The 14,265-nt window shown below is 30.7% G+C and carries 12 protein-coding genes; all 12 read right to left on the bottom strand.

The genetic code is table 11. The annotated features are described in order from the left end of the window. Positions 1–68: 68 nt before the first annotated feature. The 12 genes from rffA to BM210_RS26910 all read right to left on the bottom strand — a co-directional run bounded on the left by rffA (position 69) and on the right by BM210_RS26910 (position 14,265). Complete coding sequence (gene rffA / locus BM210_RS26965; RefSeq protein WP_091175337.1) at positions 69–1,196, bottom strand: dTDP-4-amino-4,6-dideoxygalactose transaminase; 1,128 nt, start codon at positions 1,194–1,196, stop codon at positions 69–71. Between the two features lie 41 nt (positions 1,197–1,237). Continuing rightward, entirely contained in the window at positions 1,238–1,603 is a 366-nt protein-coding gene (locus BM210_RS26960; protein WP_091175335.1) for an EamA family transporter, read from the bottom strand. A gap of 4 nt (positions 1,604–1,607) precedes the next feature. Further along, positions 1,608–2,309: a GNAT family N-acetyltransferase gene (locus tag BM210_RS26955; RefSeq protein ID WP_091175334.1), complete on the bottom strand. Its 702-nt coding sequence runs from the start codon at positions 2,307–2,309 to the stop codon at positions 1,608–1,610. 26 nt (positions 2,310–2,335) lie between these two features. Further along, positions 2,336–3,280, bottom strand: a complete 945-nt coding sequence (locus BM210_RS26950) for a glycosyltransferase family 2 protein (RefSeq protein WP_091175332.1) — start codon at positions 3,278–3,280, stop codon at positions 2,336–2,338. After that, the gene (rfbB, locus tag BM210_RS26945; RefSeq protein WP_091175331.1) at positions 3,267–4,292 is read right to left on the bottom strand and encodes a dTDP-glucose 4,6-dehydratase; all 1,026 of its coding nucleotides are present in this window, start codon (positions 4,290–4,292) and stop codon (positions 3,267–3,269) included. Before rfbB ends, BM210_RS26950 begins: the two co-directional genes overlap by 14 nt. Position 4,293: 1 nt before the next feature. Beyond that, positions 4,294–5,208, bottom strand: coding sequence for a glucose-1-phosphate thymidylyltransferase RfbA (gene rfbA, locus BM210_RS26940; RefSeq protein WP_091175329.1), 915 nt, complete (start codon positions 5,206–5,208; stop codon positions 4,294–4,296). Between the two features lie 21 nt (positions 5,209–5,229). After that, positions 5,230–7,269, bottom strand: a complete 2,040-nt coding sequence (locus tag BM210_RS26935; RefSeq protein WP_091175328.1) for a hypothetical protein — start codon at positions 7,267–7,269, stop codon at positions 5,230–5,232. 108 nt (positions 7,270–7,377) lie between these two features. Beyond that, the gene (locus BM210_RS26930) at positions 7,378–9,900 is read right to left on the bottom strand and encodes a glycosyltransferase (protein WP_177238024.1); all 2,523 of its coding nucleotides are present in this window, start codon (positions 9,898–9,900) and stop codon (positions 7,378–7,380) included. Continuing rightward, positions 9,881–11,194: an FkbM family methyltransferase gene (locus BM210_RS26925; protein WP_091175324.1), complete on the bottom strand. Its 1,314-nt coding sequence runs from the start codon at positions 11,192–11,194 to the stop codon at positions 9,881–9,883. Before BM210_RS26925 ends, BM210_RS26930 begins: the two co-directional genes overlap by 20 nt. 42 nt (positions 11,195–11,236) lie before the next feature. Next, complete coding sequence (locus BM210_RS26920; protein ID WP_091175322.1) at positions 11,237–12,535, bottom strand: ABC transporter ATP-binding protein; 1,299 nt, start codon at positions 12,533–12,535, stop codon at positions 11,237–11,239. Between the two features lie 2 nt (positions 12,536–12,537). Next, the gene (locus BM210_RS26915) at positions 12,538–13,314 is read right to left on the bottom strand and encodes an ABC transporter permease (RefSeq protein WP_091175321.1); all 777 of its coding nucleotides are present in this window, start codon (positions 13,312–13,314) and stop codon (positions 12,538–12,540) included. Next, complete coding sequence (locus BM210_RS26910; RefSeq protein WP_091175319.1) at positions 13,315–14,265, bottom strand: GDP-mannose 4,6-dehydratase; 951 nt, start codon at positions 14,263–14,265, stop codon at positions 13,315–13,317.

Below are 14,265 nucleotides of genomic sequence, written 5' to 3'. Positions count from 1 at the left end.
TCCTTTTGTTTGGTATAAATCTACTCAAACACTCACTGAATTTGTTAACATTCCTGTATGTTAGCGAGTCATTTAAAGAAATGCACTATATGATCTGAAATTACCTCAACATCTTCACTAGATAGACCATAGTATAACGGTAATCTAAGTAATCTTTCACTTTCAGCTGTTGTGTATTTATCTTCCCCATGAAAAACACCGAATTTTTTGCCTGCATCACTAGTATGCAAAGGAACATAATGAAAAGATGTAATAATATCATATTTCTTTAGAAATTCAATTAACTGAGAACGTATCTCTAAATTTTTCAATTTAATATAAAACATATGTGCGTTTTGTTCACAATCCAATGGAATTACAGGCAGTTCAAGAAAACCTTCTTTTTCCAAATGGCTCAACAGTTTATAGTATAAATTCCATGTCATAATTCTTGCTGTATTTATTTTATCTGCGCTCTCCAATTGTGCATAAAGAAATGCAGCATTGATTTCACTTGGTAAATAGGACGAACCCACGTCAATCCATGTGTATTTATCAACTTGCCCTCTAAAGAATCTCGATCTATTGGTCCCCTTTTCTCTTATAATTTCAGCTCTTTCGATGTACTGGTTATCATTAATAAGTAAAGCTCCACCTTCACCACAATTATAGTTTTTGGTTTCGTGGAAACTGTAGCTGCCCAAATTCCCGATAGTACCGAGTGATTTCCCTTTGTATTTACTCATTACGCCCTGGGCTGCATCTTCAATAACTACCAGATTATATTTCTTTGCAATACTAAGTATTTTATCCATTTCACATGACACTCCTGCGTAATGTACAGGAACAATAGCTTTTGTTTTTGAAGTAATAGCATCTTCAATTAAAGATTCATCTATGTTCATTGTATCCGGACGAATATCAATGAAGACTACTTTCGCTCCTCTTAAGACAAAAGCATTTGCTGTTGAAACAAACGTATATGAAGGCATAATAACTTCATCACCTTCTTTAATACCTGCTAGAATAGCTGCCATTTCTAAAGCATGCGTACACGAAGTAGTTAATAAAGCTTTAGGTGTATAAAAGTTAGTTTCAAACCAATTATTGCATTTCTTAGTAAAGGGACCATCACCAGATAACTTTTTTGAAAGCAAAGCTTCGTTTATATATTTTGTTTCATTCCCTACTATTAATGGCATGTTGAAAGGTATCATACGATATTCATCCCTTTTAGATTATTGTACTCTTTTGAAAATCAAACAGACTTACTAGTGATAAATATCCCAATTACTATAAATCCCAGACCTACTAGTTTATAAGAAGAAACTGGTTCCTTAAACAGAAAGACAGAAAAAATAAACACAAGTACAAATGAAAAACTCATAAAAGGATACGCATAACTGATATCGAATTTAGTCATTGCTGCCATCCAAAAGAATGAAGCTACAAATGCAGAAATGAGTCCTGATAAAATATAAGGATCAAATAATAAACCGAACAAAAACATTACCTTTTCCTTTGGTGCATCGGGTAAAGCACCAAAACTACTAATTCTCCATTTCAAAATGAGTTGTCCATATACTGTGAAAAGTATAGTTCCCAGAATATATATATATCCCATAACATTACTTCCTTTCCAACCAATAATACCAACTTTCAAGCTCCTTCAATCTAAATCCATTCTTAATATAAAAATTTTGCGCTTTAATATTTTTACCTTGAGTAGTAACCTCAATAAATTCAATATCACTTTTAGCTAGGTACCCCATTAATGAATTCATTAATTGTGTTCCCACTCCATTTCCTTGATATTTCTCATCGATAGCTATGATACCAATTGTTGCAATTTGAGCTCTTATTCTAAGAGTCAAAAAACCCGCTATTTTACTATTTACTGTAATTTTCAAGCAACAATCATCAAACAAACCTTTCACTGATTTTTCGACCCATGTCTCATACAATTCATCAATTTTTCCCCTAAGAAAAATATGCTCATAACCATAATAACGGCTATCTGTGAATGAGTTCGCGGCAATTTTCTTTAATGTATTTATATCCTCATTATTTGCGAGTTCATATATATGGTATGGCATTCCTTCCTTGAATTGAATTTGAAATGTCACTCTAAGATCCGCATAATGAAATGAGTTTTCTTCTAGTAGACGAATCCCTTCAGTATTGCTAATATTACACCGAGCCTGAATAAATTTTATATTATTCTCAACTATAAAGGGTTCTATGTCAAACTTATTGGAAATTTGCATTATATTTAACTCTGCGATATTAAATCCAAAAAAAGACGAGTCCCACTCCAACTTTTTTATCATTATATCAAATACCTCTTTAACATAAATTATAGTTCTTTATTTATTGATAAATCTTGCACTATATAAATCGGCCTCTTCTTGACTTCATCAAAGATTTTATTGATATATATACCGACTATTCCAAGAATGAATATGATAAGTCCTGACAGAAACCAAATTGATACTATTAAACTTGACCATCCTTCCAAACTTTTTATCCCTAAAACTGCACGAATTATAATATACAATGCATAAAAAAAGGAAAAAAATGAGATAAAAAAACCTGTTTTGACTGTAAGTCTCAATGGTTTGTCTGAAAAAGATATTATAACATCAAATGCTAAATTAACTAATTTTTTTAAGGAATAACCCGATTTACCATATTCTCTATTAGCATGTTCAATATTAATAGTTGTTACTTTATACCCCACCCACTTTATCATAGTAGGAAAAAAACGAAGGTTTTCTCTCATTTTTGTTATAGTATCTATAACTTTACCATTATAAATTCCGAAATTAGCTATAGTACCATCTTGATTTGTTTCTGTCATATAACTAAATAATTTATAAAACAAATTCGATCCTATTTTTTTCAAGAATGAATCTTGCCTAGCATATCTTCTCCCTAATACAATATCAAATCCTTCATTCGTCTTGTCATACATCATTTGGATTTGCTCTGGTTGATCTTGAAGGTCGCAGTCCATAACTACAACCCATTCACTATCTGTGTGATCTAACCCAGCAGTAATTGCATAATGTTGACCAAAATTCCTAGATAAATTTATTCCAACTACCTTAGAATCCTTACTAACTAATTGTTCTATATAGACCCAGCTATTATCTGGACTAGCATCATTAACTAAAATAATCTCATAACAAGGTGTTATTTTATCTAATACATTTACTAATCTTTCATATAATTCAAATAGACATTCTGCACAACCATACACGGGAATAACTACTGATAAATGTGTCTTATATTTTTTCATTTTCAATATACCACTCCACAGTCTTTATGATACCACTTTCAAAATCTTCAATGGCCTTCCAACCCAGTTGAGAAGTGATTTTTGTAGCATCGATCGCATACCTCTTATCATGACCAGGTCTATCAGGAACAAATTTAATAAGTTCCTTGTAACTTTGTATAGAACTATTACTTCTGTTAGGGACAAGGTCGTCCAATATACTACAAATTAAATGGGCAATATATAAATTATTTCTTTCGTTCTTTCCGCCAATATTATAAGTTTCGCCTGGTAACCCATCATGATATACTAAGTCAATTCCTCTACAATGATCCATCACATACAGCCAATCACGAATATTGTTCCCAGTACCATAAATGGGTATTTCCGACAAAGATAAAGCGTTTTTTATAATTTTAGGAATCAGTTTTTCGCTGTGCTGTTTGGGTCCATAGTTATTAGAGCAATTAGTGGTGACTACGTTTAAACCATAAGTATGGAAATAACTTCTGGCTACCAAATCTGAACTTGCTTTGCTTGCACTATAAGGGCTATTTGGAGCATAAGGTGTTTGTTCTGTAAATAATCCTACATCGCCTAATGTGCCGTACACTTCATCTGTAGAAATATGGTGAAATCTGCAAAACTCATAACCCTTTTTATACTCAAATGGACTATTCATCCAATAGCTTTTCGCAACATCAAGTAATGTGTAAGTTCCAATTATATTGGTTTTAAAAAATGCTTCAGGGGAATGTATTGAATTATCAACATGAGATTCTGCTGCAAAGTGAATAACTCCTTTAATATCATAATTACTAAACAGAAATTCAAGTAACTCTCTATTCCTTATATCACCTTGGACAAATTTATATCTCTTATTTGTAGCAATTTCCGATAGATTATTCTCGTTACCAGCATAAGTTAACAAATCATAATTAACAATAAAATAATTTTCGTTATTTTCCAAAAAAAATGGAATGAAATTCGAACCTATAAATCCTGCCCCACCTGTTACAAGTATTGTTCTCATATTAATCATTTGCCACCAATTCTAAATTATACTTTAATTTCTCTACTTTATTTTGCATAGCAAGTTGTACAAGATACTGTCCATAATCACTTTTCTTTAAAGGTTGAGCGAGTTCTAATAATTCATCTTTAGTTATATATCCGTATCTATATGATATCTCTTCAAGGCATGCAACTTTGAGTCCTTGTCTTTGTTCAATAGTTTCAATGAATTGAGAAGCTTCTAATAACGACTTATGAGTGCCTGTATCGAGCCACGCGAACCCCCTCCCTAACAATTGTACATCAAGCATTCCCTTTTCAAGATATATATTATTTAAATCTGTTATTTCAAGTTCCCCTCTCAATGAAGGTTTAACCATTTTAGAGTATTCCACAACATTATTGTCGTAAAAATATAATCCTGTAACAGCATAATTAGATTGCGGATTGACAGGCTTTTCTTCTAAAGAAAGCACCTTAAATTTATTATCAAAGTTCACAATACCAAACCGCTCTGGATCTTTAACAGGATATCCAAAAATTGTTGCTCCCGTTTTCTTTTTTACAATTGTTTTTAGCATCGGAGTAAATCCTTGACCATAAAAAATATTATCACCTAATATCAGAGCGACATTATCATTACCTATAAATTTTTCTCCAATAATAAATGCTTGGGCTAAACCATCAGGTGTAGGTTGCACTTCATAAACCAAATTGATCCCCAGAGATTTCCCATCACCTAATAATTGTTCGAACCTAGAAATATCCTCAGGAGTTGATATTATCAAAATATCTCTTATTCCAGCTAACATAAGTACGGAAAGAGGATAATAAATCATTGGTTTATCATAAACTGGCAATAGCTGCTTGGATATACTCTTTGTTAGTGGATATAGTCTGGTACCACTTCCGCCTGCTAATATTATTCCCTTCAAAGCACATACCTCCTTGGTTTATTATTCGATTTTTTCGACTTCTATTGAGATAATTGTAATGTTACCTTTACCTTCGTAGAAAGTCCTAAATTCAAATGTAGCATTATCAGACTTCACTTCAATTTCTCTACTTATCTGTCCTAATGAGTCAGTTGTAGAATCTATGACGCCTTGATCTATAACCTCCCATTTACCAGGAGCTGTAAAACCAAGATCCCACTTAGATAATGATTTATCATCGCTCATATAATTGGCAGTATAGTTTAATTTCAAAATATATTTACCCTGTGAAAGATTAGTATAAGGCCCAAATGTAAGAACTCCCGGTTTATCAAAACCTTCAGTTGCAATACGAGTATTCTCTTGAAGAGTACCAGTTAAAGATGGTAAATCTCGGGCTTTTATAATCTGTTTTGTTCCTCTCACCATAGGCCATCCCGGTAGTTTTAATGAAATATTAAAATTATATACTAAAACATCAAAATTATTTTCTTTATATACCTTTATTGGTTCGCCTAGATAGCTATTTAATTTATCCCTATTAACATTATTTCTTTCATTATCAAGCAAAAGCAAAAAAGTTTCGCCTGTATGATAATCATTTTGATACCATCGTTGGGATGTTAACCATTTGAACGGAGTAAGAGATTCAAAGTCAATAGCAGGAACTTCTAATTTATAGTTAGATAAAAGCGTTAAAGCACCAGCGTTCCAATAAGTTGCATATCCAAAATGTAAATTTTTATTTTGTAAAAAATTCTTGACAGCCTCTAATCTATGATCTTTTTTTACAATTTGATTGGTTGCTCGGTCCAAGCTATAAAAGGATTTAATATTTATTATATAAGAAGATATCAACAATGGCACTATGCATATAATAAAAATACTTCTAATAATAATTGGCTTGTTTTGAATAAAACTATCATAATATGCACCAAAAATAATTAGTGACACAAAAAAGATGATGAGAAAATATCTTGAAGAGGCGTCACCACTTCCAAACGAACCAAAGATGAATACATAAGAAGTCATTACAAAAGATATTACATAAAATAGAATAGTTATTTTTAAATACTTATTCGATAAAGATTTGTAGTTTGACAACATAAATACTGGTATGCAAAAAACAATTATAAACAAACTTATTATTCTGTAAAATGAAAATATGCCCTCTAAAGTAAGAAAACTGGTTCCTGCTCTTGGCAGTGCAGAAAAAAGTTCTAAGAATCCTAGTATATATAGTTTAACACTATTAAATAAATTTTGTGAATCTGTGTATGTTAAATTTGTAACACCTTTTACAAAACCAGTATGTTTCATAATAATCGAATTAATAAAAAAACCTATAACAATAGCTAAAAAAATAAATGTTAACGAAAATATATAACCCCTTATATTTTTCTTGAATTTAGGTAGTGAAACGTATTCATAAAGCAAATATATCAATAGAGAAATGGTCAGCGGAATAAAGCAATAGAAGATATACCTTAATCCCATCATATTCATTAGAATAGAAAAAACTATCATTACACAACTATAAACTAATTGTTTTTTAAAGGATAATTTGCTTTCAATAACATTAAATACTAACAGTACAGCTAATAAAATACATAATACTACGTTTGAATATGCCGCTTGTCCGTAAAACATATCTAAAAACAAATCTGATATACCAGAACAAATTAATATTAAAGCAATTAATACTCCATTTTTAGTCCTGAATTTATTAAAAATTTTATATACCACTATTATCAGGAAAATATTCTGCAATAAAACAGATATAGCCCGCGACAACAAATTATCACTAGTTATGCTATTCATTATAAGCACTAAATTATTTATACTCAAAACCCAAATATCTTGTGCATAAAACCAATATTGGGGAAAGTATTTACCTTCGTAGATTTGTTCTCTTGCAAGAAGATTAGCTGTCGCCCCATCAGAATCGATAATCGTTTTATAACTAAAAATGTACATTAATGTAAATAAAATACTTATGACTAGAAAACATTTTAATACAATTCTTTCGTTTTTCATAGTACCCAAAAATTTATTTAACATCTGATCAGTACGTCTCCTTTAAATATTTCACTTTAGGTCAGTACATTAAAAGCAAAATAAACGCTAACGATTTATAATAAGCGATATATAATAAGTCTTAAAAATATTTTAAATATGAAATTTGTGGTATGACAATGTCTTTGCTAATTCATTTAGCTCTTCAAGATCGATGACATTATTTTGTCTAATATACTTATCAATATTCTTAAGTACATCTTCAGTAAGACTAGAACACTGAGTTTCGGTAATAAAATCAGCATATTCTTTAGCTATCTTTTTTATATCAAGCTTATCTTCTGCATATCTTCTTGCATTGGCCCCAATTGTAGTAATTAATTGTGGATTAGAAACCAATTCTTCAAGTTTATTATAAATCGTTTCTACCTCTTCGGAATCTGCCATATATTCAGGAGATTTTATTTTGACACAGCATTGGTCTGGAACCTCAGAAAAGCTTCCAAGATCATTAATAACTGAACACTTTCCTTTCGATAAGATTCTCATAAGACTCGCTGAACTTTCACCATTATATGGATAACGCAAATTTAGACAAATATCCGAGGCATCAATATATTTTTCAAATACATTTAATTCTGTGTACCCAGTAATTATTACTCTATCACTAAGATTATTGGTTTTTATATATTGTTTTAATTCTTTCTCAATACTGATACTTGGCTCACCAACTAAATATAATACAACTTGATCATATTTGTTACTTAAAGTAAGGAAAGCTTTCATTAAAGGCATAATTCTTTTAGTTTCATGAATATGCCCAAAAGCCGACAATACAATTTTGTTAGAATTAATATTTAAACAACTGCGTATTTCTTTAGAATTAATAATTTCTTTAATATCGGCATAAAGAAAAATTTTCTTCACATTTCTCTTTATGTCTTTCTCTAACAAAAGTTTTTTTGCATAATCGCTATGAACAATAATTTTGTTAGCATAATTTGCAACGACACCGTTACAAGACATCTCATAAATCATCGGATGAATTCTACTAGAACTTAAATCATCAATATATTTATTTATTTTTTCCTTATCATAATCCTCATATAAGTACTTCTTGTATTTCTCCATATTACTATTCTTTAAGGCTAAGTGATACAATAAACCATGTAAGTTATAATCATGTAATACCAACGTTCCAGGATAATCTTTTATATAATCTATCATATAAGAGTGATATTCACTATTACCCATTTGATAAATCACATCAGTATATTCATTTCTTTTAATGTCAAATTGGCCACAACCATAAACAGTTACATTATCTGCAAGCTTACACTCAGGTTTATAATTTTCATCTATAAAGACGTCAATGATAAAATAATTTGAGAGTTCATTTAATATATCCACACTGTAATCTGAGATTCCAGATTTTAATGGAGGTAATGGGGTGAAAAATGCAATACGAGGCACATGTTTTTCACTCTCAATTTTAATCCTCACGGAATTAAACGCATTCAAAGTAGTTTGAGCAACATTTCTCCAATCAAATTGCTTAACACGTTCTTTTCCTTTTACTTTCAAAAAGTTCAAATCGGTGTTTTCTAGAATCTCAACTAATCCTCGAGTTATATCATTGATATCAAAAGGATCAACTAATACTGCAGCTCCAGAAGCTATTTCACCCAAGCTTGAATTATTAGAAGTTAGGATTGGCGTACCACATGCCATAGCTTCTACTATTGGCAAGCCGAACCCTTCATATTGAGAAGGAAATGCCACAATATGAGCGAGATTATATAACTTGATAAGATGATCTAATGGCACAAAATTAGTAAGTATTACTCTATCTCTTATGTTATGTTTATTTGCAATACTATAATAACGCTCCTCTGACTCTTTGCCCAATTTACATGCAACGACCAGTTGATATTTTTCAATTAAATGTCTTGGCATTTTTGAATATGCTATAATTAAGCTTGCTATATTTTTTCGGTCATCATCGCCACCAGTACACATTATATACTGATTTTGTATATTATAAATACTCTTCAATTTATTTTCGTCTTCATATGTGATGTCAATGTCTTTAAACCACTCATCCGTTCCAGCGTAAATAACATCAACATGTTCAGGATCAATTTTGAACTGTTGAACAACATCATCCTTCGCACTTTGTGAAATTGCCAATACTTTATTAATGCTCAACAAATTGTCAATATGACCCATATATTGATTCCGCGTAATTTTATCGCCGAGATATCTTTCTTTAAATAAATAAGGAATAATGTCGTATAACGTTGCTAGTGTATAAACTTCCTCAAACCATTTCATATTATATGAAACCCGACTATCGAATGGAGAGGTGAAGTAAAAAACATCAATATTGTGTGTCTTAATAATTTTTTTTACTAGATCCCCTAAAACTTCATTAAAAGCTTTCTCTCTTCCTAAAAATCCATCTTTTCCTAAATAAAAATAATGTTCACTAACATTGTCAGAATAATCTAATATGTCTTTTAGACTTATATCTTCATAAAAATTTATCAGAAAATATTTATTTTCTTTGTCAAGCTCAAACATTTTCTTCAACTGACTTGTACAATAATTACCTATTCCTCTATTTTTAGAATCAGGACCCAGTATTGCTAACACATCAATTGCTATGTTCATCATTATTTGTTTTCCTTTCGTACCTTGCATCTAAAAATATTGAATTGATTCCTGTAAAAGCATATTCATTATAATCTCTATTTTTTAAAAATTCAGAAACTTCCGTATTCTTTGTTGTGTAGTTTAATTTTATATCATAGCTAATCATTTCTGTTATAATAATAAGAGGTCGATGATTTTCAAAATCGATCGACTGCAATATATCCATATCTTTTCCTTCGATATCAATCGATAAGATAGTAGGTGATTTACCGAGGTAATCTTCTACTATCCTGTTATACGAAATAGTTTCTACAACATTTTTACGAATAATTTCAAGGCTAGGATTTATCTCGCAAAATCTTTGAGCTTCTTCGTAATCACTTGTGCTCAATCCATCTCCATTCAATACGTAGAAATCAATTTTATTACCCGTCACTACATCAACACATTTATTTAATATAGTATCTCTATGACGATAAAATTGAAGTTCTGGGATGAGAGCTGAATTTGCTTCTACCAGTACTCCTTTTGCACCTTTACTATAAAAGAAGTACGTATTACTAAGTTCTCTTGCATGGTTTGCACCAAGATCTACATAAACGATTTCCTCATAAGGAATTCCTAATACGTGTAAAATATAAGCTGCAATACTATCTTCCCCTGATTGAGCATAAGTATTTTTTTCAAAGAAAGTTTCAGTATCACCTTTAAAAACATCCAGTTTTTCCATCTTATCTATAATCAAGCTGCTTCTATTAAAGTATTCCTCTTGTAAGGTAATTTTATTTTCTAATGAAAATATTGTTTCTTCAAATTTACTTTCTAAAGTTTTCAAATTATAATTATATTGTTCTTCAATAAGACTAATTTGTGTGACTAAATCTTTGTACTGTTCTTTATTGTGAGAAATCTGCGTGATCAGTTCATCTTGCTTTTTTTGGTAATTTTCAATCTTTGATTCTTGACCGTACACTAGCTCTGTTAATTTGCCAAATGTTGAAGTAGCAGCATTATTAAATTGAGTTTGTTGTATCATTACAGGATCGATATACCATTTTAATAGCTTCCTAATGACTTTCTTTCCAAAAACAATGAATGGTCCTATTACTTTACGATGGGAATGTAAAAACCTCCTAGCATGGTTTTCTCTTGTTTTTAGTAACGTATCTAGTAAACGATCAATCTCTAACGAATACTGATTCGAATTAAGAGGATCATCGTTTTGTAATATTGAAAAACGCTCATCATCCTGCAAACCTTTCACTAATTTATTGAAAATTACTTCGTGTTCTATACTTTGAAATTGTTCATTCAATTCTCCACACCTACTTTCCTTGTATCCGAAAAAACCAATTTATTATTCAATTTTCCAACTATGTTCAACTGAAAAAACACCTACTGCTTTGTCGCTTGAAACAACTGTGAAGTCCATATAAAACTTTATGAAATCTAATGCCCTGTGATCACCATCAACAATTGCAACATTTAGTTTGTAATTTCCTGATAGAATATTACATTTATCGACCTTGAAACTAACAGTTCCATTTTGATTTATTGTCTCTAACTTTATTTTGTCAATCTGTGTATTACAACCATATATTAGTACTTTATCAGTAGTAAATATTCCAACACCAAATATATATTCCTTTTGAGGTTTTATTAATTTATAATCTATTTCAATTAACATAGGTTCACCTGCAGAAATAATATTGGTAGATTCCCCCTTAGCATTGATGATTCTAGCTTCAGTTATTAGAACTTCTTTCGAACCCCACCTTAAATCTTCATTGAATTGTATTTTTTCTTGCGAGACCTCTGGTCTGTCTTCAAATTGGACCTCTGATTCTACAATTTGAGTTTTATCTTTCTCTTCATTATCAACAGCACTGCTATATTCTTGCTGTTTTTGGTCAACAAATTTTCTGTGCATATGTTGTGTATATAAGTTTACTACTCTGTCAGCATCGCCTTGTTCTACAATTCTACCTTCATTTAACCAAACAACTCTATCGCAGATTTTTTCTATCGTTCCCAAATCATGGGCAACAATTACTATAGTAGCTCCATTTAATTTAAAACCTTCAATTTTGTCAAAACATTTTTTTTGAAAACTTGCATCTCCTACCGACAAAATTTCATCTATTAAAAGAATTTCAGGATTAACATTAATCGCAACTGAAAAAGCTAATCGCATATACATCCCAGAAGAATAAGTTCTGACCGGATTCTCAATAAAATTTCCTAGCTCAGAAAATTGAATAATCTCGTCAATCTTTCCATTAATCTCTTTTCTAGAAAGCCCAAATATAGATGCGTTAATATAAATATTTTCCCTTCCTGTAAAATCAGGATGGAAGCCTGCCCCTAATTCTATGAGACTTGATATTCTACCATTCACATTAATTTGACCACTGTCTGGGTATAAAATTTTGGTAATCAATTTTAACAATGTACTTTTTCCACAGCCATTGTGGCCAATTAATCCAATCGTTTCACCCTTTTTGATATTTAAACTTACATCCTGTAGAGCAAAAAAATCGTCGTATTCATTGCTTCGTAATTTCAATAATTTTTCTTTCAACGAATATGCTTTATCACGATAAATTTTAAATGATTTACTAATATTTTGTATTGATATTGCAGTTTGATCATCCATTATTATAGATCCTCCGCAAATGTCTTCTCACTTTTTTTAAACACTAACAATCCGATTATCAATAATACCACTCCTACTATTAATGCATATCCTAATGAACTCCAATCAGGCTGCTTCCCAAAAAGTAAAACATTTCTAAATGAATCAATTATAGGAACCATAGGATTGTATCGTATAATTTCAATTAGTTTTCCAGAAAACACTTCTATAGGAAATACAATAGGAGTTAAGTAGAACCAAACAAACGTAACAACTCCCACAATATGCTCTAAATCTCTGAACTTTACATATAACGCAGATAAAATCAATGATAATCCTAATATAAATATAAACTCTATTAATAACACTATTGGAAACCAAAAAACGTTGAAAGTTAAATGAACACCAGTCAATAATAAAGCAGCAAAAACGATAATTAAACAATATACATAATTCATTAAATTAGTACATACAACAGAAAGAGGAAGAATTATTCGAGGGAAATATATTTTTTTTACAAGATTTGCTCCAACCACTATACTCGTAGTAGCCCCTTGAACAGAAGAAGTAAAGAAAATCCATGGTAACAAGGCAATAAATAAAAACATCGGATAATTATCTTGCTGAACTTTTAATAAGTAAGGAAATACAATTGAATAAACCATTAATTGCAATAATGGATTAATAAATGTCCATAAAAACCCTAGAAAAGACCCTTTATATCGAGAACGTAAATCTCTTCGAACAATACTAATCAGCATCTGTCTATAATGGATTGTCTCTTTAATGTTATTCAACATTTATTTCTTTACCACCAATCTATTCTGCTTCCAAAACTGAAATATATCTTTTAAGCTTGTTTCTAACGATATGGAAGGTTTCCACTCAGTTGCTTGATATAGTTTTTCGTTTGAACCATAATATTCAATAACATTATTAGGCCTTAACTTTGCTTCATCTATAATAACTTCAATCGATTTTGATGAAAAAGATACTAATATATTTAGAATCTTTTCGATCGAAATTGAGACGTTGGAGCAAACATTGTATACTTGCCCCGAAGCACCCTTTTCACACAATAAACGATATGCTTCCACTATATCTCGTACATCAGTAAAATCACGTTTACTACTCAAATCCCCGACATACAAAACAGGCTCAGCTTTACCTAATTCAATATCTACTACTTGTTTAGCAAAATCACTAGTAACAAAACCCAGCATTTGTCCAGGCCCTATATGATTAAAAGCTCTTGCATGAATAATATTCAATCCGTGAAGATTGTAATACATCGGAGCCAATTTACTTACAGAAAGTTTTGAGACTCCATAAGGATTTAAAGGATTAGCAATAGCTTCTTCGATGATTGGTAATTCGTGTATCAATCCATATTCTTCTGATGATCCCGCAGATATAATTTTTACATTTTCTTTTAAGGATGAACACTTTATGGCTTCTAACAATCCAATGCTATCCATAACATTAGATTGAAAGGTCTCATCAATATGATCCCAAGAATATTTGACAGAGCTTTGACCAGATAAATGAAAAATGACATCCGGCTTTATATTTTCTAAAATATTTACAATCATATTTTTATTAGAAAAATCAAAGTGTACATTGTTAATACTTGTACTATGTTTGGGGGGGCTTTGACGTGTACTCCCCCAAACCTCGTAACCATTATTTATTAGATTAGTAGTCAAATGTTGACCTACAAATCCATTAATCCCTGTGATTAAAGCTCTCAT

This window comes from Paenibacillus sp. 1_12 (assembly GCF_900114475.1).
Taxonomy (GTDB): Bacteria; Bacillota; Bacilli; order Paenibacillales; family NBRC-103111; genus Paenibacillus_S.
Note: the sequence above shows the minus strand (reverse complement) of the source record. Positions and strands in the feature narration are given on the sequence as shown.

Bases quoted from the DNA above. Each gene is read 5' to 3' on its own strand.
- rffA (WP_091175337.1), bottom strand. From the start codon at position 1,196: ATGATACCTTTCAACATGCCATTAATAGTAGGGAATGAAACAAAATAT.
- BM210_RS26960 (WP_091175335.1), bottom strand. From the start codon at position 1,603: ATGGGATATATATATATTCTGGGAACTATACTTTTCACAGTATATGGA.
- BM210_RS26955 (WP_091175334.1), bottom strand. From the start codon at position 2,309: ATGATAAAAAAGTTGGAGTGGGACTCGTCTTTTTTTGGATTTAATATC.
- BM210_RS26950 (WP_091175332.1), bottom strand. From the start codon at position 3,280: ATGAAAAAATATAAGACACATTTATCAGTAGTTATTCCCGTGTATGGT.
- rfbB (WP_091175331.1), bottom strand. From the start codon at position 4,292: ATGAGAACAATACTTGTAACAGGTGGGGCAGGATTTATAGGTTCGAAT.
- BM210_RS26935 (WP_091175328.1), bottom strand. From the start codon at position 7,269: ATGTTAAATAAATTTTTGGGTACTATGAAAAACGAAAGAATTGTATTA.
- BM210_RS26930 (WP_177238024.1), bottom strand. From the start codon at position 9,900: ATGATGAACATAGCAATTGATGTGTTAGCAATACTGGGTCCTGATTCT.
- BM210_RS26920 (WP_091175322.1), bottom strand. From the start codon at position 12,535: ATGGATGATCAAACTGCAATATCAATACAAAATATTAGTAAATCATTT.
- BM210_RS26915 (WP_091175321.1), bottom strand. From the start codon at position 13,314: ATGTTGAATAACATTAAAGAGACAATCCATTATAGACAGATGCTGATT.
- BM210_RS26910 (WP_091175319.1), bottom strand. From the start codon at position 14,265: ATGAGAGCTTTAATCACAGGGATTAATGGATTTGTAGGTCAACATTTG.